The sequence below is a fragment of the Streptomyces sp. NPDC057543 genome, assembly GCF_042801895.1.
GTDB lineage: Bacteria > Actinomycetota > Actinomycetes > Streptomycetales > Streptomycetaceae > Streptomyces.
Window position 1 is genome coordinate 1 of record NZ_JBHVFF010000136.1, and the last position, 21,752, is coordinate 21,752.

20 protein-coding genes and 1 pseudogene are annotated in these 21,752 nt (G+C 69.8%); 10 read left to right on the forward strand and 11 right to left on the reverse strand.

What is annotated here, in order from left to right; genetic code table 11:
* Positions 1-3: 3 nt before the first annotated feature.
* Together ACFU8Q_RS22475 and ACFU8Q_RS22480 are read right to left on the reverse strand one after the other, a co-directional pair.
* A complete protein-coding gene (locus tag ACFU8Q_RS22475) occupies positions 4-309 on the reverse strand; it encodes a hypothetical protein (RefSeq protein ID WP_384456737.1) in 306 nt (101 codons plus the stop codon).
* A gap of 71 nt (positions 310-380) precedes the next feature.
* Positions 381-1,403 carry a LacI family DNA-binding transcriptional regulator gene (locus ACFU8Q_RS22480; protein WP_384456739.1) on the reverse strand — a complete coding sequence of 341 codons (1,023 nt, stop codon included), beginning with the start codon at positions 1,401-1,403 and terminating at the stop codon, positions 381-383.
* Between the two features lie 49 nt (positions 1,404-1,452).
* On the opposite strand from ACFU8Q_RS22480, the pseudogene ACFU8Q_RS22485 reads away from it, so the two are divergent.
* Positions 1,453-1,706 (forward strand): annotated as a pseudogene (locus ACFU8Q_RS22485) (hypothetical protein).
* A complete protein-coding gene (locus ACFU8Q_RS22490) occupies positions 1,703-2,170 on the forward strand; it encodes a type II toxin-antitoxin system PemK/MazF family toxin (RefSeq protein WP_384456741.1) in 468 nt (155 codons plus the stop codon). Before ACFU8Q_RS22485 ends, ACFU8Q_RS22490 begins: the two are co-directional and overlap by 4 nt.
* On the opposite strand, the gene ACFU8Q_RS22495 is transcribed toward ACFU8Q_RS22490, so the two are convergent.
* Positions 2,155-2,991 (reverse strand): TIGR02452 family protein, encoded by an 837-nt coding sequence (locus ACFU8Q_RS22495; protein WP_384456743.1) that lies wholly within the window; start codon positions 2,989-2,991, stop codon positions 2,155-2,157. The two genes, ACFU8Q_RS22490 and ACFU8Q_RS22495, sit on opposite strands and share 16 nt — an antisense overlap.
* A 150-nt stretch (positions 2,992-3,141) precedes the next feature.
* Here ACFU8Q_RS22495 and egtA point away from each other — a divergent pair, with 150 nt between their 5' ends.
* Genes egtA through egtD form a run of 4 tightly spaced genes read left to right on the forward strand, consistent with a single transcriptional unit; the run spans position 3,142 to position 7,533 of the window.
* Positions 3,142-4,461 (forward strand): ergothioneine biosynthesis glutamate--cysteine ligase EgtA, encoded by a 1,320-nt coding sequence (gene egtA / locus ACFU8Q_RS22500; protein WP_384456745.1) that lies wholly within the window; start codon positions 3,142-3,144, stop codon positions 4,459-4,461.
* Entirely contained in the window at positions 4,458-5,819 is a 1,362-nt protein-coding gene (egtB, locus tag ACFU8Q_RS22505; RefSeq protein WP_384456747.1) for an ergothioneine biosynthesis protein EgtB, read from the forward strand. The genes egtA and egtB overlap by 4 nt, the downstream gene beginning before the upstream one ends.
* Positions 5,819-6,574, forward strand: a complete 756-nt coding sequence (egtC, locus tag ACFU8Q_RS22510; protein WP_384456749.1) for an ergothioneine biosynthesis protein EgtC — start codon at positions 5,819-5,821, stop codon at positions 6,572-6,574. The genes egtB and egtC overlap by 1 nt, the downstream gene beginning before the upstream one ends.
* Positions 6,571-7,533 (forward strand): L-histidine N(alpha)-methyltransferase, encoded by a 963-nt coding sequence (gene egtD / locus ACFU8Q_RS22515; protein WP_384456751.1) that lies wholly within the window; start codon positions 6,571-6,573, stop codon positions 7,531-7,533. Before egtC ends, egtD begins: the two co-directional genes overlap by 4 nt.
* A gap of 90 nt (positions 7,534-7,623) precedes the next feature.
* On the opposite strand, the gene ACFU8Q_RS22520 is transcribed toward egtD, so the two are convergent.
* Positions 7,624-8,433: a GNAT family N-acetyltransferase gene (locus tag ACFU8Q_RS22520; protein ID WP_384456753.1), complete on the reverse strand. Its 810-nt coding sequence runs from the start codon at positions 8,431-8,433 to the stop codon at positions 7,624-7,626.
* A gap of 228 nt (positions 8,434-8,661) precedes the next feature.
* Positions 8,662-9,918 carry an extracellular solute-binding protein gene (locus ACFU8Q_RS22525; protein ID WP_384456755.1) on the reverse strand — a complete coding sequence of 419 codons (1,257 nt, stop codon included), beginning with the start codon at positions 9,916-9,918 and terminating at the stop codon, positions 8,662-8,664.
* A gap of 201 nt (positions 9,919-10,119) precedes the next feature.
* On the opposite strand from ACFU8Q_RS22525, the gene ACFU8Q_RS22530 reads away from it, so the two are divergent.
* Entirely contained in the window at positions 10,120-10,335 is a 216-nt protein-coding gene (locus tag ACFU8Q_RS22530; protein WP_266750802.1) for a dodecin, read from the forward strand.
* A 49-nt stretch (positions 10,336-10,384) separates the two neighbouring features.
* Here the strand turns inward: ACFU8Q_RS22530 and ACFU8Q_RS22535 are convergent, their stop codons facing one another.
* Together ACFU8Q_RS22535 and ACFU8Q_RS22540 are read right to left on the reverse strand one after the other, a co-directional pair.
* Positions 10,385-10,873: a hypothetical protein gene (locus tag ACFU8Q_RS22535; protein WP_384456757.1), complete on the reverse strand. Its 489-nt coding sequence runs from the start codon at positions 10,871-10,873 to the stop codon at positions 10,385-10,387.
* A gap of 12 nt (positions 10,874-10,885) precedes the next feature.
* Positions 10,886-11,959 (reverse strand): hypothetical protein, encoded by a 1,074-nt coding sequence (locus ACFU8Q_RS22540; RefSeq protein ID WP_384456759.1) that lies wholly within the window; start codon positions 11,957-11,959, stop codon positions 10,886-10,888.
* A 258-nt stretch (positions 11,960-12,217) separates the two neighbouring features.
* Here ACFU8Q_RS22540 and ACFU8Q_RS22545 point away from each other — a divergent pair, with 258 nt between their 5' ends.
* Both ACFU8Q_RS22545 and uvrA read left to right on the forward strand, forming a co-directional pair.
* Positions 12,218-13,609 carry a polysaccharide pyruvyl transferase family protein gene (locus ACFU8Q_RS22545; protein ID WP_384456761.1) on the forward strand — a complete coding sequence of 464 codons (1,392 nt, stop codon included), beginning with the start codon at positions 12,218-12,220 and terminating at the stop codon, positions 13,607-13,609.
* 129 nt (positions 13,610-13,738) lie between these two features.
* Entirely contained in the window at positions 13,739-16,162 is a 2,424-nt protein-coding gene (gene uvrA / locus ACFU8Q_RS22550) for an excinuclease ABC subunit UvrA (protein WP_384456763.1), read from the forward strand.
* Between the two features lie 81 nt (positions 16,163-16,243).
* On the opposite strand, the gene ACFU8Q_RS22555 is transcribed toward uvrA, so the two are convergent.
* From ACFU8Q_RS22555 to ACFU8Q_RS22570, 4 genes are all read right to left on the reverse strand, one after another.
* The gene (locus ACFU8Q_RS22555) at positions 16,244-16,810 is read right to left on the reverse strand and encodes a GNAT family N-acetyltransferase (RefSeq protein ID WP_384456765.1); all 567 of its coding nucleotides are present in this window, start codon (positions 16,808-16,810) and stop codon (positions 16,244-16,246) included.
* Positions 16,811-17,220: 410 nt separating this feature from the next.
* Positions 17,221-17,967: a succinate dehydrogenase/fumarate reductase iron-sulfur subunit gene (locus ACFU8Q_RS22560; RefSeq protein ID WP_384456767.1), complete on the reverse strand. Its 747-nt coding sequence runs from the start codon at positions 17,965-17,967 to the stop codon at positions 17,221-17,223.
* Positions 17,964-19,913: a fumarate reductase/succinate dehydrogenase flavoprotein subunit gene (locus ACFU8Q_RS22565; RefSeq protein WP_384456769.1), complete on the reverse strand. Its 1,950-nt coding sequence runs from the start codon at positions 19,911-19,913 to the stop codon at positions 17,964-17,966. Before ACFU8Q_RS22565 ends, ACFU8Q_RS22560 begins: the two co-directional genes overlap by 4 nt.
* 1 nt (position 19,914) lies before the next feature.
* Positions 19,915-20,622, reverse strand: a complete 708-nt coding sequence (locus ACFU8Q_RS22570) for a succinate dehydrogenase (RefSeq protein WP_384456771.1) — start codon at positions 20,620-20,622, stop codon at positions 19,915-19,917.
* Between the two features lie 95 nt (positions 20,623-20,717).
* Between ACFU8Q_RS22570 and ACFU8Q_RS22575 the strand changes: the two genes are divergently transcribed.
* Positions 20,718-21,614 carry a LysR family transcriptional regulator gene (locus ACFU8Q_RS22575; protein WP_384456773.1) on the forward strand — a complete coding sequence of 299 codons (897 nt, stop codon included), beginning with the start codon at positions 20,718-20,720 and terminating at the stop codon, positions 21,612-21,614.
* Positions 21,615-21,752: the final 138 nt, after the last annotated feature.

A 21,752-nucleotide genomic window follows, 5' to 3' on the forward strand; every position in this document is an offset into this window, starting at 1 on the left:
GCCTCAGCCACCGGTACTGCTGTCGGCGCTGCGGTCGGCGTCGTCGTCGGCGTTCTTCTCCTTGATCCGGACCGACAGGCCGTAGTCCAGCTCGGCGCCGTCGACCAGCAGGGCCTCGACCGCGTGCGTCGCCGGGTCGATGTCCGCCACGACGCCTTCACCCGAATAGCGGGGGTAACCCGATGCTCCCGTCTCACCGGTCGCCGCCACGACCGCCGAGCGGATGGCACCACCGCTCCCGGCGGCTTCGTCTGTGTCCTCGACGTGTCCGGGGACCAGCAGGATCTCGTAACTCTGCGGATGGCTCATGGTCATGACGCTAGGCAAGCGGCGCGCGGTGCGCACGTTGCCGCGCTGCCGTGCCGTGCGGACCCGGCGGCTCAGCTGGACTCGCGATGGACCACCGTGGCCCGCAGCAGGTTGTGGTACTCGGGGGCGCCGCCGGGGCGCCGCACCAACCGGTGGACGAGATCCGCCAGCGGCTGGGCCGCGGCCGTCTCCAACCGTACGCTGCTGAGCCGGGGACGCAGCAACCTGCCGAGCATCAGGTTGTCAACGCCGATCACGGCCGTCTCGCGCGGCACCTCGATGCCCGCGTCCTGAAGGGCCCGCATCAGGAGCATCGCGTATGCGTCGTTGTACGCGAAGACGGCGTCGAGGCCCAGGGTGCGCCAGCGGGCGGCCAACCGGTCGGCCGACTCCTCCTCGTACCGCAGCGGCAGCGGTTCGATGACGGCCCCGTGGCTCTGCGCGGCCTGCCGGGCCCCGGTCAGCCTGGGTTCGGCGAACAGGCCGAGGCCGCCTTCCTCGGGCATGACCACGCCGATGCGACGCCGGCCGCGCGCCAGCAGGTGCCCGACCGCGACGTTGCCGACCGTCCGCTGGTCCATGAGCAGCGCATGGGCGCCGTCCACCGGTCGCGGGCCGAGCGTGATGACGGCCTTGGCTCCGGCTCGTCTGAGTACGGATATGCCCTGCGGGGTGAGGGCGATCGTGCCGGGTGCGATGACGGCGACGGGACGGAGTTCGGCCCAGGCGCGGGGTGCGTCGTCGGCGTCGAGGCCGGTGCTGCCGTACTGGACCACCGTGTAGTCGAGGCGGCGCAGCCCGGTCTCCAGTTCGTGGAAGAAGCGTTGGTGGAGCGGGTCGGCCGGGAAGTTCACGGTGGGCAGCACCACCATGCGGGTGTGCCCCGCGCGCAGGCTGCGGGCCGCCGCGTGCGGTACGTACCCCAGCTCGGCGGCAGCCTCCCTGACCCGGCGGCGGGTGGGCTCGCTGATCCGCACGGTCGCGACGTCGTTCAGTACGTAGGACACGGTGGCCCGGGAGACTCCGGCGAGCCGTGCCACGTCGGCACTGGTCGGAACGGGGCCTTCGGTGGGCTGGTTCGGTAACTGGCTCATGGCGTCGGGCAGTCTTCCAGACCTGTGCGGCGTGGGTACGCTCCGGGTCATGGATGACTCCTCGATGGTGGGACTGCTCGGCCGGGTGACCGGAACGGCGGGGCCGGGGCTTCTCGGCGAGTGATCGTACGGATCCGGGGCGGCGCCGAGCACTTCCTCGCGCATCCCGCCTCGGCGAACGGCCGCATCGAGGCGGGCACGGTGGTGCCGGTGATCGAGCATCTACCGCCCCGCACGCGGCTTGCGCGTAAGCCGGACCCGCTCCACGAAATGGGCCGTGCAGGTCCTACGGTGTGGGGATGAGCATCCAGCACCGTGCCCGAAGCACCGACAGCCCGGCCGGTTTCCCCGGCCGCACCGGGCCCTGCGCGACCTCCGAGGCCGACCCGCGCGACGTGGGCCCCGTCCGCACCCTGTACGCCCCCGACCGGGACGGCGACCCTGATCCCGGCGAGATCGTCTGGACCTGGGTGCCGTTCGAGGAGAACGACGGGCGTGGCAAGGACCGTCCGGTCCTGGTGGTGGCGCGGGAGGCGGTGGGCACGCTGCTCGCCGTGCAGTTGTCGAGCAAGCAGCACGACGGGGACCACGAGTGGGTGGCGCTCGGGGCCGGTCCGTGGGACAGCTCGGGCCGTCCGTCGTGGGTCGATCTGGACCGGGTGCTGCGGGTGCACGAGGACGGGATGCGGCGTGAGGCGTGCGCGCTGGACCGGGACCGGTTCGATCTGGTCGTCGGCCGGCTGCGGGAGCGCTACGGCTGGAGCTGACCGCCGAACGTCCGGTCGAAGGCGGACCGGGTGGCGGAATCGGGGCTGCGGTCGAGGATGCCGAAGACGATCTGCTCGAAGTGGCCGGCGAACCTGCCGCCGTCCAGCAGCAGCGCCCGGAACACGCCGGCCACCTGCGCCGGGTCGTTGCGGAACACGCCGCAGCCCCAGGCGCCCAGCACCAGTCTGCGGTACCCGCGAACCGCCGCGACCTCCAACACCCGCTCGGCACGGGACGCGAGCGCGGCGGGGATGCGGTGCGCGTCCTCGGGGGTGTAGCCGCGGATGACTCCCGCATTGGGTGCCGGCGAGGTGAGGAAGCCCGCGGTGTACGGGGTGTCGAGCAGCCGCCCCCGGTCGTCCCGGAACACCGGCACCCCGGGTGAGTGAATCACCCGGTCGGTGTAGAAGGCGCTGCGTTCCGCGCGGTGGTGGGCGTAGTAGTCGGGAGCGCGCAGCAGCGTGGCGTACAGCGCCGAGCCCCGGCACAGGGCCTCTTCCTGGGCCTGTGCGCCGTTGAGGTATCCGCCGCCGGGATTGCGGGCCGAGGCGTAGTTCAGGACGGCGACCTTGCCGGGCCCCTCACCGGTCATCCGGCGCGCCGCCCGCAGGCTGCTCTCGTCGGTGACCTCGATGGCCGGTGTGCGGTCGAAGTCGAGTGCGGCGACGGGCACCGGCTCGGGGCCGTACAGCCTGGTGCCCGAAAGCGCGGCGGTCAGCGCACGTTCGATGCTCACCTCGCGCCCTTCGGGCGTGCGGTAGCGGCCGGCCTCGACAATGGCCTCGGTCTCTCGCGCGATGCCGCGCAGCCGTGCGCTCATCGGTACTCCCCCGTGTGGTGCATACGGGGCATGCTCGGCCCTCCAGCGGCATGGATGCAACCGGATATCCGGCACACAGGGGCACTCTTGTGCGATCCCCCCGTAAGGGTTTGGGTGGTACGGACGAACCGAGCAGAAGGAGGCCCCGGCATGTCATCCGACGCACCCGGCGACCACGGTCCGCCCGGCCAGCCCCCGCCCCTCGGCGAGGGCGAGGCCGAGGATTTACTGCGCTGCATCTGCTTCAAGACCGGTCCGCCCCGCACGGTCGGCGTCGAACTCGAATGGCTCATCCACCACCGGGACCAGCCCAGCGTCCCGGTCCCCCACCACCGCCTCGACGCGGCCGCCGCCCTCCTGCGGGCCCTGCCCCTGAGCGCGGCGCTCACCTTCGAACCCGGCGGCCAGCTGGAGCTCAGCTCGCGCCCCGCCGACTCCCTGATGGCGTGCATCGATGCCACCGCCGCCGATCTCACCGCCGTACGTGACGCCCTCGACAGGGTGGGGCTCGCACCGGCGGGTCTCGGCGTCGATCCGTGGCATCCGCCGCGCCGTCTGCTGCACGAGCCCCGCTACGACGCCATGGAGGTCTCGTTCGACCGGTCGGGACCGGCCGGCCGCGCCATGATGTGCACCACTGCGTCCGTCCAGGTCTGTCTGGACGCCGGAGAGGAGGAACCCGGTCCGCTCGGCTACGGGCGGCGCTGGCAGCTGTCCCATCTGCTGGGCGCCGTGCTGGTCGCGGTCTTCGCCAACTCGCCCTTCCAGTACGGCCGCCCGACGCCGTGGCGGTCCACCCGGCAGTCGCTGTGGGCCGGCCTCGATCCGTGGCGGTCCCTGGCTCCGCCCGGACATCTGCCACCTCGCGACGCCTGGGCGGCGCATGTGCTGGACACCCCGGTGATGTGCATCCGGGACGACGACGGGCCGTGGGCCGTGCCGGACGGGCTGACCTTCCGCGACTGGATCCGCACCTGCGCTCCGAGACCACCGGTGCGCTCAGATCTCGACTACCACATCAGCACCCTCTTTCCGCCCGTGCGCCCGCGCGGACACCTTGAGCTGCGCATGATCGACGCGCAGCACGGCGCGGACGGATGGCTGGTGCCGCTCGCCGTCACCACCGCCCTGTTCGACGACCCGGAGGCCGCCGAGACCGTGTACCGCACCGTCAAACCACTGGCCGAGACAGCCGGGCCGGGCCCGGCGCCGCGCAATCCGCTCTGGGAGAGCGCTGCCCGCGACGGCCTGACCGATCCCGAGCTGCGGGCGGCCGCCACCAGTTGTTTCGCACTCGCCCTGGAGGCGCTGCCCCGGATGGGAGCGACCACGGCCGTGCAGGAAGCGGTGGCGGACTTCAACGACCGTTTCGTCGCCCGGGGCCGATGTCCGGCCGACGACCTTCCCGAACTGCTCGCGCTCGATTCGGCCGGCGGTTCGGACCACCACTTCGAGGGGCCCCGCTCATGACCGACTCAGCCGCACCCGACGCTTCCGGTCCGGGCGGTACCACCGGGCCGGACCGGACGGACACCGAGGCACTCCGTCGGCGCGCCCTCGCCGCGCTGCTCACCGCCCGGGAACGCACGACGCTTCTCACCGATAGTGTGGACGACCACGAACTGACCGCCCAGCACTCGCCGTTGATGTCCCCGCTGGTCTGGGACCTCGCGCACATCGGCAATCAGGAGGAGCTGTGGCTGCTGCGCGAGGTGGCCGGGCGGGAGGCGATGCGCCCGGAGATCGACGGGCTGTACGACGCCTTCGAGCATCCCCGCGCGGCCCGTCCCTCGCTGCCGTTGCTGGCACCCGCCGAGGCCCGGGTCTACGCCGCGGAGGTACGTGACCGGGCGCTGGACGTGCTCGACGGCACAGCACTGCGCGGTGACCATCGGCTGGTGCGGGACGGGTTCGCCTTCGGCATGATCGCCCAGCACGAACAGCAGCACGACGAAACCATGTTGATCACCCATCAGTTGCGGTCCGGCCCTGCGGTCCTGACCGCGCCCGTGCCGCCCGGCCCCACCGACGCGGCCGGGCTGCCCGCCGAGGTCCTGGTCCCGGGCGGACCTTTCACCATGGGGACGTCCACCGAGCCGTGGGCCCTGGACAACGAGCGTCCCGCGCACGTGCGCGACGTACCGGGCTTCTTCCTCGACACGACACCCGTCACCTGCGGCGCGTACCAGCGGTTCATCGAGGACGGCGGCTACACCGAGCGACGCTGGTGGGCCCCCGAGGGGTGGGCGATGCTACGTGAGCACGAGCTGACCGCTCCGCTGTTCTGGCACCGGGACGCCGGTCAGTGGCTGCGCCGCCGCTTCGGTGTGACCGAGACGGTACCCGAGAACGAACCCGTGCTCCATGTCAGCTGGTACGAGGCGGACGCGTACGCGCGTTGGGCCGGGCGCCGGCTGCCCACGGAGACGGAGTGGGAGAAGGCGGCGCGCCACGACCCCGTGTCGGGCCGTTCGCTGCGCTATCCGTGGGGCGACGAGGACCCGAGCCCCGAGCGGGCCAACCTGGGCCAGCGCCATCTGCGGCCCGCGCCTGCGGGGGCGTACGCCGCGGGCCGGTCACCGCTCGGCGTACGGCAGTTGATCGGTGACGTGTGGGAGTGGACGTCGAGCGACTTCGAGCCCTATCCGGGCTTTTCGGCGTTCCCGTACCGCGAGTACTCCGAAGTGTTCTTCGGGCCGGCCCACAAGGTACTGCGCGGCGGTTCGTTCGCCGTGGATCCCGTGGTGTGCAGGGGAACGTTCCGTAATTGGGACCTGCCGGTGCGGCGTCAGATCTTCTCCGGCTTCCGCACCGCAAGGAATCTCTGATGTGCCGTCATATCGCTTATCTGGGGCCATCGGTGGCCCTCGGTGAACTGCTGACGCGGCCACCGCACAGTCTGGTGCGCCAGTCCTGGGCGCCGAGACACCAGCAGCACGGGACCGTCAACGCCGACGGTTTCGGCGTCGGCTGGTACGCGGACGGTGACCCGGTGCCGGGACGCTACCGGCGCGAGGGCCCCGTCTGGGGCGACCAGACGTTCGCCGATCTGGCCCGAGTGGTGCGCAGTACGGCGTTGCTCGCGGCGGTACGTGATGCCACCGAGGCGGGCGCGGACGGCGAGGCGGCAGCCGCGCCGTTCACCGACGGACGGCTGCTGTTCAGTCATAACGGCGCGGTGCGGGGCTGGCCGGATTCCCTGGCACCGCTCGCCGCCGCGCTGCCCCCGGCCGAGCTGCTGACCCTCACCGCCCGCTGCGACTCGGCTCTCGTCTGGGCCCTCGTACGCCACCGTCTCGCCGACGGTGACGAACTGCCGCAGGCCGTCGCCGACACCGTGCAGGACGTGGCGGCCGCGGCGCCTCGATCGCGGCTGAATCTGCTGCTCGTGGACGGCGCCACGATCGTGGCGACTGCCTGGGGCGACACCCTGTGGTACCTCGCCGAGCCGGGGCTGCGCGCGGTCGTGGCCTCGGAGCCGTACGACGACGATCCCCGCTGGCGTACGGTCCCCGACCGGACGTTGCTGACAGCGACCCGCACCGAAGTTCTGCTGACCCCGCTCAAGGAGCCCACGGAGTGAGTCCCTTTCTGCTGACCCGCACCCTGCCGGTGGACGCGACGGACGCGGCGCTGCGCGCCGACGTGCTGCACGGCCTGACCCGGCATCCGAAGACGCTGCCGCCCAAGTGGTTCTACGACGCGCACGGCAGCGAACTGTTCGAGGAGATCACCCGGCTTCCCGAGTACTACCCGACGCGCGCCGAGCGCGAGATCCTGATCGACCGCGCCGAGGAGATCGCGGCGGCGTCCGGGGCGCGGACCCTGATCGAGCTGGGATCGGGGTCGTCGGAGAAGACCCGGCACCTGTTGGACGCGCTGCCCGCGCTGCACAGTTACGTACCGGTCGATGTCAGCGAGAGCGCACTGCGCGGCGCTGCCGAGGCCCTGCTCGCACACCGGCCGGATCTCTCCGTCCACGCGCTCATCGCCGACTTCACCGGCGGTCTCGCGCTGCCGGGCACCCCGGGGCCGCGGCTGATCGCGTTCCTCGGGGGCACGATCGGCAATCTGCTCCCCGATGAGCGGTCGGTGTTCCTGAAGTCGGTGCGGTCGTTGCTCTCCCCCGGCGACGGGCTCCTGCTCGGCACGGATCTGGTGAAGGACGAGGAGGTGCTGGTCGCCGCGTACGACGACGCGGCCGGGGTGACGGCTGAGTTCAACAAGAACGTACTGATGGTCGTCGACCGGGAGTTGGGTGCGGATTTCGACCCGGCCGACTTCGATCACGTGGCGCTGTGGGACCCGGAACGGGAGTGGATCGAGATGCGGCTGCGGGCCCGTGCAGCACTCACGGTGAAGATCCCGGATCTGGATCTGGTGGTGCCCTTCGAGGCCGGTGAGGAGTTGCGCACGGAGGTGTCGGCCAAGTTCCGCAAGGAGGGGGTGCGGTCCGAACTCGGCGCGGCTGGACTGCGGTTGGACCAGTGGTGGACGGATTCCGCAGACCGGTTCGCGCTGTCGCTGGCTACGGCGGTCTGAGCGGGCCACCCGGGGTGGCCCAAGGCACCCCGGGCCGGACGCCTGCCGGGATCAGCACGAGGGCATCTTGCCCAGCAACTGCCCCGGGAGTCACCGCAGTTCGGTGAGTGCGAGGAAGTGGCGCAGATAGCGGGGGTCGGTGCGGCGCAGCGATAGCAGCACGTACAGGTCGGCGACGTTGAAGTCGGGGTCGTACGCGGGTGCTCCGCAGACCTGCGCGCCCAGTCGCAGATAGCCGCGGAGAAGGGGCGGGAGCGTGGCGAGTCCGGTGGGCACGTCTCCTCGCCCCGCGGTGGTGGGCTGCCAGAGGCGGTGGGGAGTGACCCAGTGGTCCTCGGGCGCCAGGTGCTTCGTCCGTACGGTCTCCCATGCCCCGGCTGCGGCGACGCCGCCGTCCGCGAGGGGTATCGAGCAGCAGCCGGCCAGCCAGTTGTGTCCGGTGCGTTGCATGTAGCGGGCGAGTCCGGCCCAGATCAGTGCGATCACGGCGCCGTCCCGGTGGGCCGGGTGGACGCAGGACCGGCCGACCTCGACCAGGTCGTCGCGGATCGGGCCGAGCCGCGCGAGGTCGAACTCGCTCTCCGCGTAGAGACGCCCGGCGACCCTCGCCCGCTCGGGCGGCAGCACGCGGTAGGTGGCGACGACCTCGCCTGTGGCCTCCTCCCGTACCAGCAGATGGTCGCAGTACGCGTCGAACGCATCGCTGTCCAGGCCGGGCTCGGCTCCTTCCAGCCGGGCGCCGAGCTCACCCGCGAAGACCAGATGGCGCAGGCGCTGGGCCGCACGCACCTCGTCCTGGTCGACCGCGAGGGACACCCGGTAGCGCGGTGGGGCGGACGGGACGGGCCGTGCGGGAACAACGGGGGCGGCGGGGAGTGAGGTGACGGGCAGCGCGTTCATGACGGTCTCCGGGGACGGATCGGCAAGGGCGGCCGCCGGGCCGTCGCACTGCCGCGGAAGCCCGGCCCCTTACTTCTTCCGTGACCGGCTGGATTCGACATGACCGCATGGGAGAGCCGGGATGTGCGAAGGCTGAATCCCGGGTGCGCCCCGGTGCCGGTCGGAGCTGCCCGCCGCGCCGCGGTACCGCCCGGTTCAGCTGCCCGCCGCGCCGCGGTACCGCCCGGTTCAGCTGCCCGCGAGCAGGTCCGTGATCTTCTCCGAGGCGGCCTTCGCCTCTTTCTGCGGGTCGCCGCCCTGAAGGACCGCGGTCATGTACGGCTTGATCGGGTTGTCGGCCTCGACACTCGCCCACTGCGGCGAGTTGGGCGTCGCGCGCCCCTTTGTGGCGCCCCGGGCCATCGCGGCCGTGCCCTCCTGGCCCACGATGGCACGCGCGAGGTCGGGCTTGTTGGGCACGTAACTCATGGCCTTGGCGAGTTCTTCCTGCCACTTCCGGCCGGCCAGTGCCTTGATGACGTCGATGCCCGCGGCGCGCTGTCCCGCCTTCTCGGGAACGATCAGATCGGATCCGCCGGTGAAAACGGAACCGGGGGCCTCGGCGGTCTTCCCGGGGATCGGGAAGTAGCCCAGTTTTCCCTTGAGTTCGGGGTTCAGTTGCTCGATCTGCGCGGCGGCGCCGGGCACCGAAATGATCTGTGCGACATCGCCGTTGGCGAAGACCTTGGCCTGCGGGGGCTTTTCCTCGTCCGCGTTCTTGGGACCGTCACCGAGCGCCTGCAGTTCCTTGTAGAAGCTCATGCCGCGCAGTGCGCCGGGGCTGTCCAGGGCACCTTCCCACTCGCCGCCCCTGTCGTCGGCCAGTTGGCCGCCCTCGTCCCAGATGAACCCGGAGAGGACGTACCAGTTCTGGCCCGCGAGGTAGATGCCCTGATTGCCGTTCCGGTTCAGCTGTTCACTGTCCGCGATCCATTCGTCCCGGGTCTTCGGCGGGGTCTTGATTCCGGCCTGTTCGAAGAGATCCTTGTTGTAGATCACCACTCGATTGGCCGCGTACCACGGGACTCCGTACTGGACGCCGTCGACGCTGCCCGGCTCGGCGAGACCGGGCAGCCAGTCCTCGCTGCCGAGGTCGCGCACGGACTCCAGGGTGAGGTCGCGCAGCCCCCCGCTCTCCGCGTACTGGGCGACCTGGGTGTTTCCGACCTCGATGACGTCCGGGGTGTCCTTGCCCTGGAGCGCGTCGATGACTTTCGGTCCGATACCGGTCCAGCTCTGGATCTTGAAGTCGAGCCGGACCGTCGGGTGCTCGTCCTCGTAGGCCTTCGTGAAGCGCTTGAGGAAGTCGGCAGACACACTGTTCTTCATCAGCCAGATCGTGACCGTCCTGCTGCCGGACGCCTCCGAACCCGAGACGAATCCGCATCCGCCCAACGCGCAGGTGGAAACGAGCGCGACGGCTCCGACAAGTATGCGGTTCTTCACCAGGTTCACCTTCTGCGAAACGGCACGACGAATTCCAGAACCCGGTGTGGGGGACTGCGGGCGGTGCTCGCACGGGCGTGGCTGGATTTTGGTATGGACCATTGCTCCGGTCAAGAGCCGTTCCCCACGCATTCTGCACACCGACCCCTCGCGTACCCGGGCCAGGTGGGGCACCGTGGTAGGGACGAGAGGAGACATAAGATGTCAAATCACACCTACCGAGTCACCGAAATCGTGGGGAGCTCGCATGAAGGCGTCGACGACGCCATCCGCAGAGGCATCGCAAGAGCTTCGGAAACGTTGCACAATCTCGATTGGTTCGAGATCACACAGGTTCGCGGAGAGATCAAGGATGGCCGAATCGAGCACTTCCAGGTGGGCCTGAAAGTGGGCTTCCGGCTCGACGAGCCGAGCTGATCCGGCGCGACCCGCCGCACACCGGGTCGCGACCGACTCCGCACCGGATTCAGGTGCGGCCCGCGTGCCCCTGCGCGTCCCTGAGCGCGGGCGACGCCTGTGCCCAGCGAGCCCGTACCACGGCGAAGCCGGCCAGCTCCGCCGCATCGCAGACGAGTTCGTCGTCGTCGACCACCATTCGCACCTCACGCTCCCGGCCCAAGCGCTCCAGGATTTCCAGCTTGGTGTGCCGGGCCGGCCTCCGGTCGTCGTTGCGGCGCATGTACAACCGCCCCTCGGGCAGCCCCTGTTCCACCAGCCAGGCCACGGTGTCCCGTCGGCACCGCTCGGGCCGTCCGGTGAGATACCGGACCTCGCACTCCGCGGCACTTCTCAGCACCAGCCGTACGCCTTCGAGAAGCGGCGGGTCGTCGACGGCAGCGGAGAAGAAGCCGTTCCAGTCACGCCGCCGCCCCTCCAGGAAGTGCTGCCGATGGCCGCTGTCCGCGAGCGTGCCGTCCAAGTCGAATACGGCCAGGGGCCGGTGGTCGCTTCTCACGCCACCAGCAAATCAGACGAGCGCCACCACCAGGAGTACCAGCACGACGACCACGGCCACCACCACCGCCACCCGCAGGGAGCGGCGCCGCGACCAGATCGGCAGGACCTCCGCACCCTCACGTCCGGGAAAGACGTAGAAGACGTGGTCGGGATCGTCGGGGATCGTGACCGCGGCCAAGGGCAGCCAGCGGATGTCGACGCGTCGGGCCACCTCGCGCTGTCGTGGCGCGAGGGCCGATTCGACTGCCTTGATGTGTGCCGGGTCCAGCCCCTCGGGGAGCGGGTCACCGGCCGAAACCAGGGTGACCCGTTCCCACACGTCGGCGCGTCCGGCCTGCTGCCGCACACGCAGCGGCGGCGCCGGCTCCGGCAGCTTCAGCAGGGCCCGGTCGGGCACCTGCTTGATGGATCCCGCGGTCCACAGTGTGATCAGGCCGGTGCCGTCGCACGGGGTGTGCGCCGCCGTCCTCTCCCCCTCGCAGACCGGGCAGGGCCTGAAGCCCGTGTCATCGCACCGCGGACACTTCTTGGCGCCCCATCCATGACATTCCGGACAAGCGGTGCGGGGCTTACGGCACTTCACGCAGGCGGTCCGCCCGGCAGCCGGATTCTCCCGCGCCGGCTCGGCCCCCGCACGGTCCTTGCGGCGCTTGCCCGTGCCGTCGCACCAGGTGCAGGGATCGACGCCCTTGCAGGCCGGGCATACGGGGCCGATGTCGCAGCGCAGCTTGCCCGTGGCGCGGCACCGCGAGCAGGGCTGGCGTCCGCCGTCGCAGCCACAGGGCACCGTGCGCACCGAGCCGTGGAGCACCAGTTCCACCGTCCGTGACGCCGCCGGATCCTTCGGCGGCTCGACGGGGTGGTCGCGCAGATCGCCTTCGTACGTGGGCCGTCCCGACATGTCGTATGTGCCGGGCCTGGACTCCTCCCACGTGGTACGGGTCTCCAGGCACCGGACGACACGCAGGTCGAGCATCGGCTGCCGGGCGATGTGGGCGCCGGTCAGTCGCGGCCCCTGTCCGGGCCGGCCGATGTGCCGGGCTATCGCTTCGAGGATGTCGTCATCGGACAGTGCGTCGGCCATGACGGCGCTTCCACCTCCCGGTCGGGCGCGCCCGCGCGCCGGACGCAGCGTACGGGCGGAGCCGTCCGGCGCTCAAGAGGGCGTCGCGAGGGCATCTCACGCACCTCACGCGGGCCGCCCCCGGATGCCGTCACTCGACGTGCGCCCACGCTCGCGCGCGCGAATCTGTGACCATGTCCCTACGTGCCACGCAGATCGCAAAGAGTTGTGCAGGGTGCGCATGGAATCAAAAGCGTTCGCAAAGCTATATTCAGGTTCGTGGCATCCAACGTTACCCATGTGAAGCGAATACTCCTGCGTTCAGGGAAGAGCCCCTACGACGTCGTCCCGGTCGAACGCGCTCTCCATGAGGACGTGTTCGCCACCAACTCGGGCAATCTGATCTTCAGCGACGCCGCTCACAAGATCCTGGAGACGCCGGGTTCTGAGGTGGTGTCGAACGGCACCGCCACCAAGGTCGCCGACGCCGACCGCATCAACAGCGAGTACGACGTCTTCGTCATCCCGCTCGCCAACGCCTTCCGGCCATCCTTCGAGCGCCAGTTGGAGCGCCTGACCCAGCTCATCTCGAAGCTGAAGATCCCCGTCGTCGTCCCGGGTGTGGGTGCCCAGACAGGCGTCGACTACACCGCGGACCGGCTGCGCCCCATGCAGCCCACGGTCTACTCGTTCGTGTCGGCCGTACTCGACCACAGCGCCTCCATCGGTGTGCACGGGGAGTTCACCGAGCGGTATCTGCGGGATATGGGTTTTCGCGACGTGGACGTCATCGGCTGTCCCTCGATGTTCCTCAACGGCAGCGACCTCGACATCCAAAAGAGCCGCCGGGCCCTGGGACCCGAGTCGCGGATCGCCGTCAACGGATCGCACGACGCCGTGCGGAAGCACAAGCTCGGGCAGATCATCCGCCATACCCACGCGCGCTATCCCCACCTCCGGTTCATCGGTCAGAACCTCTCCGACGCCCGTCAGCTGCACTGGCGCGACCTGTCCCACCAGAACGCCTCGGTCACCTCCGTCCCCACTCACCCCGACCACCCCATGTACGGGGAGGACAAGGTCCGCGTCTACATCGATCCGGCCACCTGGATGGACGACCTGCGGGGATTCGACTTCTCCTTCGGATCCCGCGTCCACGGCAACATCGCGGCGCTGCTGGTCGGCACGCCCGCCACCGTGCTCTGCGGCGACTCCCGGACACTGGAGCTGTGCCGCTACTTCGACATCCCGCACCGGATGCTCGCCAAGGCCCCCTTCGACCTCGACCCCGCCGACCTCTACGCCGAGGCCGACTTCGGACCGCTGACGCGCGGTCACCGGGAACGGTTCGACCGGTTCACGAACTTCCTCGACAAGAACGGCCTCGAGAACACCTTCACCCACGGCGACGGCGGCGCGGCCTTCGAGGCACGGATGAGCAAACTGGCCTTCCCTCCGGGCATCCGCCCCTGGCTCGGCGCCGATGCCGCCAGAATGAGTGACCGCCTCAACTGGCTCCAGTCCCAGCTGACGGAGCTCACCACCAAGAACACCCAGCTCCAGCGGAAGCTCGCGAAGGGCTCCGCGCTGGCTCCCCAGCGCTCCACATACCAGCGGGCCCGCAGCGTCGTGGGACGCCCCATCAAACGCGTGCTGCGCCCCTCGCGCTAGGAGCTGTCCGAGGCCGGACCGGGGGCCGGGGGGCCGGTCCGACCGGCCCTCGCTGGTCCTGGCGCCTAGAATCGGGGTGTTTGCCCCCAGGCTGTCGGCCTGCCCCGATCCGTACGGAGTTCCTCGCGCATGTCCACCCCCCACGATCCGTACGTCCGGGTGCGCGGCGCCCGGGAGCACAACCTCCAGGACGTCTCGGTCGACATCCCGCGTGACACCCTCACCGTGTTCACCGGGGTGTCGGGCTCCGGGAAGTCCTCCCTCGCGTTCGGCACGATCTACGCCGAGGCGCAGCGCCGCTACTTCGAGTCCGTCGCCCCGTACGCCCGCCGGCTGATCCACCAGGTCGGCGCGCCCGCGGTCGGCGAGGTGACCGGGCTGCCGCCCGCCGTCTCGCTGGAGCAGCGCCGCTCGGCGCCCGGTGCCCGTTCGTCCGTCGGGACGGTCACCACACTCTCCAACTCCCTGCGCATGCTGTTCTCACGCGCCGGCAACTATCCGGCCGGTGCCGAACGGCTGGACTCCGACGCGTTCTCGCCGAACACCGCCGCCGGGGCGTGTCCCGAGTGCCACGGTCTCGGTCGCATCCACCGCACCACCGAGGAACTACTCGTCCCCGACCCCTCGCTGTCGATCCGGGACGGTGCGATCGCCGCCTGGCCGGGGGCCTGGCAGGGCAAGAATCTGCGCGATGTGCTGGACGCACTGGGCTACGACATCGACCGCCCGTGGCGCGCGCTGGACACCGGGGACCGGGAGTGGATCCTGTTCACCGACGAGCAGCCGGTGGTGACGGTCCATCCGGTGCGTGACGCGGAGCGCATCCAACGCCCGTACCAGGGTACGTACATGAGTGCTCGCCGCTATGTGATGCACACCTTCGCGGACACCAAAAGCCGCACCCTTCGGGCCAAGGCCGAGCGCTTCCTGACCAGTGCCCCCTGCCCGGTCTGCGGCGGCAGCCGGCTGCGTCCGGAGGCGATGGCGGTCACCTTCGCCGGCCGTTCGATCGCCGAACTGGCCGGGTTGCCGCTCACCTCGCTCGCCGAGGTGCTGCGCACGGCGGGCGGTGGTGACACGGCGCGGGTGCTGACGACGGATCTGCTCGCCCGGATCGAGACGGTCACCGAGCTCGGTCTCGGCTATCTCAGCCTCGACCGGACCGCTCCGACGCTGTCCGCCGGCGAGCTGCAACGGCTGCGGCTCGCCACCCAGCTGCGCTCCGGTCTGTTCGGTGTCGTCTATGTGCTGGACGAGCCGTCGGCCGGTCTGCACCCGGCGGACACCGAGTCGCTGCTGGGGGTGCTCGGACGGCTCAAGGAGGCCGGGAACTCGGTCTTCGTCGTGGAGCATCAGATGGATGTGGTGCGCCGGGCGGACTGGCTGGTCGATGTGGGACCGCTGGCGGGTGAGCACGGGGGGCGGGTGCTGCACAGCGGGCCCCCGGCCGGGCTCGCGGAGGTGGCGGAGTCGGCCACCCGGCGCTTCCTCTTCGATGACGGGCCCGCTCCGGTGCGGGAGGTGCGTGCGCCGTCGGGGTGGCTGAGGCTGAACGGGGTCGACCGCCACAATGTGCGGGGCGTGGACGCCGAGTTCCCGCTCGGAGTGTTCACGGCCGTCACCGGGGTGTCCGGGTCCGGGAAGTCGACGCTGGTGGGTCAGGTGCTGGCCGGTGTCCTCGCCGACCGGCAGGCCTCGGCCGCCGCCGGTCTGCCCGCGGAGCGTCCCACGCCCGGATGCACGTCGGCGCAGGGGCTGGAGGCGGTGGACCGGCTCGTGCAGGTCGACCAGAAGCCGATCGGCCGTACCCCGCGGTCCAATCTGGCCACGTACACCGGGCTCTTCGACGTCGTACGGAAGCTGTTCACCGAGACGGACACGGCACGCGAGCGCGGCTACAAGGCCGGCCGGTTCTCCTTCAACGTGGCGGGCGGACGCTGCGAGACCTGCCAGGGTGAGGGCTTCGTCTCCGTGGAACTGCTCTTCCTGCCCAGTACGTACGCGCCCTGCCCGGACTGCCACGGCGCCCGCTACAACCCGCAGACCCTGGAGGTCACCCTGCGCGGTCTCGACATCGCGCAGGTGCTGGATCTGACGGTTGAGTCGGCGGCCGGGTTCTTCGCCGGTACACCCGCCGCCGAGCGCAGCCTGCGGACGCTGCTCGATGTCGGGCTCGGCTATCTGCGGCTCGGCCAGCCCGCCACGGAGCTGTCGGGCGGCGAGGCCCAGCGGATCAAGCTGGCCGCCGAGCTCCAGCGCACCCGTCGGGGCCACACGCTGTATCTGCTGGACGAGCCGACGACCGGGCTGCATCCCGCCGATGTCGAGGTGCTGATGCGGCAGTTGCACGGTCTGGTCGACGCTGGCAACACCGTGGTGGTCGTCGAGCACGACATGACAGTGGTGGCGGGCGCCGACCGAGTGATCGACCTGGGGCCGGGCGGTGGCGACCGCGGCGGCCGGATCGTGGCGGCGGGGACCCCCGCCGAGGTCGCCCGTGCAGCGGGCAGCCGTACGGCGCCCTACCTCAGGGCGTCCATGCGTCTCACCTGAAAGCCCAATAGGCCCAATAGGCCCAACTCTCCTATTTCTACGGAGAGTTGACACCTACCAGGAGTGGGCGGTGGTGCAAGGTCACCGTACTGATGGATGCCGGTGGGTGGCCCAGTACTCGGCAGCAGTGATGCCCATGAGCACTACGTCGTGGTAGCCGCCGGCGAAGAATCCATGCTGGCGAAGCCGCCCCTCCTCGACGAAGCCCAGCTTGCGGTAGAGGGCGAGGGAGGCATCGTTGAATGCGTAGATCTCTACTTCACACTTGTTGCAGCGTTGCTCGGCGAACATGTAGGAGAGGAGTAGTTCGGTGGCTTCGACCGCGTAGCCCTTGCGGCGTTCGTCACGGGTGATCACGATGCCCGTCTTGAATCTTCCTGCCCGGCTGTCGGTTTCGCCGATTGTCACGGACCCTGCGAAAGCGCGGTCGGCCAGCACCTCGATGACCAGTCGGAATGCTTCCCCACCTGGCGGACGTCCAGCACGCTCAGCAGTCCAGATGCGAAAGCTTTCCTCGGAGCGAGGAGGATCGACAAGGTCCGCATTGCGGACATCGACGGTGTGCTGAGCCAGATCGCGGAAGCCTTCCCAGTCTTCCGGCTCGACACCTCGCAGACGCACCTTCTCGCCGGTCCACATGCCACCCATGGCGCCCACCACTTCCGTCGGTTGCAGGCGCTGACAGCCATGCGCGTCACATGCCTGATGATATCGCCAGCATAGGCTTGCGCTGTTCTGAGTCGGGATCACGGTTTCGCGGCATCTCCCAACGCGCGTCCGCGGATCGGTTGAAACCGGCGTCCTGACGCGTGGTGATCCGACCGATGCCGAGCGGGAGTTGATCGAGCCGTACCTCCCGCCGAGGGCCTTCGACCCCATCCCTGATCTGCGAAGCTACTTCAATGCGGTGATGTGGAGGTTCCGGACGGGCACGACCGAGCGAGTGATCCCACCGAGGAACACCCGGGCTCAGCATGAACACCGCCTGCAAACACCGCAGTTGCCGTCCGATTGATCACGTACGAGAAGTAGCTCGACCATCGAGGTCAAGGAACAAACTAGCGGTGTACCTTTCGATTCGCCCGCAGCCACTCCTTGTTCATGGCCGAGATCGACGGCAGCGGAATGCCCTTCGGGCAGGCCGTGGCGCACTCCCCGGTGAGGGTGCAGCCGCCGAAGCCCTCACTGTCCATCTGTCCGACCATGTCGAGGACCCGGGTCTCCCGCTCGGGAGCGCCCTGCGGCAGGACGTTGAGGTGGTTGATCTTCGCCGAGGTGAAGAGCATCGCGGAGCCGTTGGGACAGGCCGCGACGCAGGCGCCGCAGCCGATGCACTCGGCGTGTTCGAAGGCGAAGTCGGCGTCCGGCTTGGGCACCGGGGTGGCGTGTGCCTCGGGGGCGGTGCCGGTGGGTGCGGAGATGTAGCCGCCCGCCTGGATGATCCGGTCGAAGGCCGAGCGGTCCACGACCAGGTCCTTGACGACCGGGAAGGCCGAGGCACGCCAGGGCTCGATGTCGATGGTGTCGCCGTCCCGGAACGACCGCATGTGGAGCTGGCAGGTGGTGGTGCGTTCGGGGCCGTGGGCGTCGCCGTTGATGACGAGGCTGCAGGCGCCGCAGATGCCTTCGCGGCAGTCGTGGTCGAAGGCGACGGGGTCGTCGCCGGCGAGGATGAGTTCCTCGTTGAGGGTGTCGAGCATTTCCAGGAACGACATGTCCTGCGAGATGCCGTCCACTTCGTAGGTGGACATGGCGCCGGGGGCGTCGGCGTTCTTCTGGCGCCAGACGCGCAGGGTGAGCTTCATGCGTAGCTCCGCTGAGTGGGGTGGACGTATTCGAAGACGAGGTCTTCCTTGTGCAGGACGGGGGCCTCGCCGGTGCCGGAGAACTCCCAGGCGGCGGCGTACGAGAACTCCTCGTCCCGGCGGGCGGCTTCGCCGTCCGGGGTCTGTGACTCCTCGCGGAAGTGGCCTCCGCAGGACTCGGCGCGGTGCAGGGCGTCGAGGCACATGAGCTCGGCGAGCTCCAGGTAGTCGACGATGCGGTTGGCCTTCTCCAGCGACTGGTTGAACTCGTCGCCGGTACCGGGCACCTTGATGCGGCGCCAGAACTCCTCACGGATCTGCGGGATCCGGTCGAGCGCCTTGCGCAGCCCCTCCTCGGTGCGGGCCATGCCGCAGTACTCCCACATGAGTTCGCCGATCTCGCGGTGGAAGGAGTCGGGGGTGCGGTCGCCGTCGACGGAGAGCAGCAGGTTCAGCCGGTCCTCGGTGTCGGCGACCACCTCTTCGACGGCGGGGTGCGAGGCGTCGACCTCGTCGTGGTGCGGGTTGCGGGCCAGGTAGTCGTTGATGGTCGACGGCAGGACGAAGTAGCCGTCGGCGAGGCCCTGCATCAGCGCGGAGGCGCCGAGCCGGTTGGCGCCGTGGTCGGAGAAGTTGGCCTCGCCGATGGCGAAGAGGCCGGGGATGGTGGTCTGGAGGTCGTAGTCGACCCAGAGTCCGCCCATCGTGTAGTGCACGGCCGGGTAGATCCGCATCGGGGTCTCGTACGGGTTCTCGGCGGTGATCCGCGCGTACATGTCGAAGAGGTTGCCGTACTTCTCCTCCACCTTGGCCTTGCCCATCCGCTGGATGGCCTCGGCGAAGTCGAGGTAGACGCCCTGGCCGCCGGGGCCGACGCCCCGGCCCTCGTCGCAGACGTTCTTCGCGGCGCGGGAGGCGATGTCGCGGGGCACGAGGTTGCCGAAGGCGGGGTAGATGCGCTCCAGGTAGTAGTCGCGCTCGTCCTCGGGGATCTCGTTCGCGGGGCTGTTGTCGCCCTTGGCCTTCGGCACCCAGATCCGGCCGTCGTTGCGCAGCGACTCGCTCATCAGCGTCAGCTTGGACTGGTGGTCGCCGGTGCGCGGGATGCAGGTCGGATGGATCTGGGTGAAGCACGGGTTGGCGAAGTAGGCGCCGCGGCGGTGGGCGCGCCAGATGGCGGTGGCGTTGGAGTTCATGGCGTTCGTCGACAGGTAGAAGACGTTGCCGTATCCGCCGCTGGCCAGGACGACCGCGTCGGCGAAGTAGGTGTCGATCTTCCCGGTGACGAGGTCGCGGGCGACGATGCCGCGGGCCTTGCCGTCGACGATGATCAGGTCGAGCATCTCGGTACGGGCGTGCAGTTCGACGTTGCCGGCGGCGATCTGCCTCGACAGTGCCTGGTAGGCGCCGAGGAGGAGTTGCTGTCCTGTCTGGCCCCGGGCGTAGAAGGTGCGGGAGACCTGGACGCCGCCGAAGGAACGGTTGTCGAGGAGGCCGCCGTACTCACGGGCGAAGGGGACGCCCTGGGCGACGCACTGGTCGATGATCTCGACGGAGATCTGGGCGAGCCGGTGGACGTTGGACTCGCGGGCGCGGAAGTCGCCGCCCTTGACCGTGTCGTAGAAGAGCCGGTGGACCGAGTCGCCGTCGTTGCGGTAGTTCTTCGCGGCGTTGATGCCGCCCTGCGCGGCGACGGAGTGGGCGCGACGGGGCGAGTCCTGGAAGCAGAACTGGACGACGTGGTAGCCCTGTTCGGCCAGTGTGGCACCCGCCGACCCGCCGGCGAGACCGGTGCCGACGACGATGACGGTGTGCTTGCGCCGGTTGGCCGGGTTGACCAGCTTTGCCTGGAAGCGACGGGTGTCCCAGCGTTCGGCTACGGGGCCTTCGGGGGCCTTGGTGTCGACGACGGGCGCGCCCGTCTCGTAGTGCGAGTAGTCGGTCATGTCAGCTCACGACTCCGGTCATGACGGCGACGGGTACGGAGATGAAGCCCACCGTCAGCACCATGGCGAGGACGTTGGCGATGGTCTTGAAAACACGGTCACGGGTCGCGTTGCCCGCGCCGAGGGTCTGGGCGGCGCTCCAGAAGCCGTGCTGGACGTGGAGTCCGAGGGCGAGCATGGCGACGATGTAGATCGTGTTGCCGTACCACGTGGAGAAGGTGTCGACGACGTTCTGGTACGGGTGCCCGGACTGGAATCCACCGGAGTGCACGGTGCCCGTCGTCAGGTCGAGGATGTGCCAGACGATGAACAGGGCGAGGATGATCCCGCCCCAGCGCATGGTGCGGGTGGCATAACTGGCGCGCGGCTTCTTGTGCACGTACTTGGCGGGGCGCGCCTTGATGTCGCGCCGGCTCAGCTGGTACGCGGAGGTGGCGTGCAGCACCACGGCGGCGACGAGCACGACGCGGACGATCCACAGGGCCCATTCGTAGTGCAGGAAGGGCTCCCCCATGGTCCGCAGCCAGTGTGCGTAGTGGTTGAACTCGCCGGCCCCGAAGAAGATCTTCAGGTTGCCGATCATGTGGACAACCAAGTAGAGGAGCATGATCAGGCCACTCACGGCCATAATCGTCTTCTTGCCGACGGACGAGTCCCAGAGCGTACGCGTCATGGACGGCCGTCGGTCCGTCCGTGTTGCCAATGCCATGGACACGACGCTAGAGCCGAAGGGCCCCATCAGTCCAAGACATGGAACGGCTGATCTTCATAGGTGTTCCCTATCATGGTCGCTATGCTGTGTGTATGCAGTTCCAGCAGCTGACGTACTTCGTGGCCGTGGCCGAGACCCGTCACTTCACCCGCGCCGCCGAGGATGTGCATGTCTCGCAGCCCTCACTGTCCCAGCAGATCAGGGCGCTGGAGAACGAGCTGGGGGCGGAGCTGTTCAGCCGGGCCCGGGGGAACATCACCCTCACCGACGCGGGCGAGGCGCTGCTGCCGCTGGCCCGCCGCATCCTCGCGGACGCCGACACGGCGCGCCACGAGGTGCAGGAGCTGGCTCAGCTGCGCCGGGGCCGGGTCCGGCTCGGCGCGACGCCCAGCCTCTGCACCGGCCTGCTCCCCGACGTGCTGCGCGCCTTCCACGACCGGCACCCGGGGATCCAGCTGCTGCTGGAGGAGGGCGGCTCGCTGGACCTCGTACGGGAGCTGGCGCGCGGGGCTCTCGATCTCGCCCTGGTCGTGCTGCCGCTGCCCGCGGCGTCGCCCGCGCTCACCACGGTAGAGCTGCTCCAGGAGGACCTGGTCGTGGTGTCGTCGGCGCGGGCGCCGAGGCCCGGCCGGGGCGGCGGCGTACGGATCGCCGACCTTCAGGACGAATCCCTCGTGATGTTCCGGCACGGCTACGATCTGCGCGAGCTGACGGTGGCCGCCTGCCGGGCGGAGGGCTTCGAGCCGTCGTTCACGGTGGAGGGCGGCGAGATGGACGCGGTGCTCGGTTTCGTCCGGGCCGGGCTCGGGATCGCGGTGGTGCCCAGCATGGTCGCCACCCGGGCCGGGCACGACCTGCGGACCACGCCGCTGGCCCGCCCCGGCCTGCGGCGCACGATCGCGCTCGCGCACCGCACCGATGTGGCGCCGCCGCGCGCGGCCCGCGAGTTGCAGCGGATGCTGCTGGAGAACCGTCCGGAGCATGTGTAGCGGGCCGCGCGACCTGCGGCCGCGCTGTGTCCCCGGTCGCCGTACGGGCTTGATTTTCCCCGGACCGGTCTTCTTCCGCGGGTGCCGGACGGGCGCGATACACCCCCCCACGAGCCCCGCCCGCCATCACACCCCCTC

Coding starts and splice junctions, on each gene's coding strand:
- ACFU8Q_RS22575 (WP_384456773.1), top strand. CDS start 20,718: ATGCAGTTCCAGCAGCTGACGTACTTCGTGGCCGTGGCCGAGACCCGT.
- ACFU8Q_RS22555 (WP_384456765.1), bottom strand. CDS start 16,810: ATGGGTGGCATGTGGACCGGCGAGAAGGTGCGTCTGCGAGGTGTCGAG.
- ACFU8Q_RS22520 (WP_384456753.1), bottom strand. CDS start 8,433: ATGAACGCGCTGCCCGTCACCTCACTCCCCGCCGCCCCCGTTGTTCCC.
- ACFU8Q_RS22530 (WP_266750802.1), top strand. CDS start 10,120: ATGTCAAATCACACCTACCGAGTCACCGAAATCGTGGGGAGCTCGCAT.
- egtC (WP_384456749.1), top strand. CDS start 5,819: ATGTGCCGTCATATCGCTTATCTGGGGCCATCGGTGGCCCTCGGTGAA.
- ACFU8Q_RS22570 (WP_384456771.1), bottom strand. CDS start 20,622: ATGGCATTGGCAACACGGACGGACCGACGGCCGTCCATGACGCGTACG.
- ACFU8Q_RS22480 (WP_384456739.1), bottom strand. CDS start 1,403: ATGAGCCAGTTACCGAACCAGCCCACCGAAGGCCCCGTTCCGACCAGT.
- egtB (WP_384456747.1), top strand. CDS start 4,458: ATGACCGACTCAGCCGCACCCGACGCTTCCGGTCCGGGCGGTACCACC.
- ACFU8Q_RS22490 (WP_384456741.1), top strand. CDS start 1,703: ATGAGCATCCAGCACCGTGCCCGAAGCACCGACAGCCCGGCCGGTTTC.
- ACFU8Q_RS22475 (WP_384456737.1), bottom strand. CDS start 309: ATGAGCCATCCGCAGAGTTACGAGATCCTGCTGGTCCCCGGACACGTC.
- ACFU8Q_RS22565 (WP_384456769.1), bottom strand. CDS start 19,913: ATGACCGACTACTCGCACTACGAGACGGGCGCGCCCGTCGTCGACACC.
- ACFU8Q_RS22495 (WP_384456743.1), bottom strand. CDS start 2,991: ATGAGCGCACGGCTGCGCGGCATCGCGCGAGAGACCGAGGCCATTGTC.
- ACFU8Q_RS22560 (WP_384456767.1), bottom strand. CDS start 17,967: ATGAAGCTCACCCTGCGCGTCTGGCGCCAGAAGAACGCCGACGCCCCC.
- uvrA (WP_384456763.1), top strand. CDS start 13,739: ATGTCCACCCCCCACGATCCGTACGTCCGGGTGCGCGGCGCCCGGGAG.
- egtA (WP_384456745.1), top strand. CDS start 3,142: ATGTCATCCGACGCACCCGGCGACCACGGTCCGCCCGGCCAGCCCCCG.
- ACFU8Q_RS22540 (WP_384456759.1), bottom strand. CDS start 11,959: ATGGCCGACGCACTGTCCGATGACGACATCCTCGAAGCGATAGCCCGG.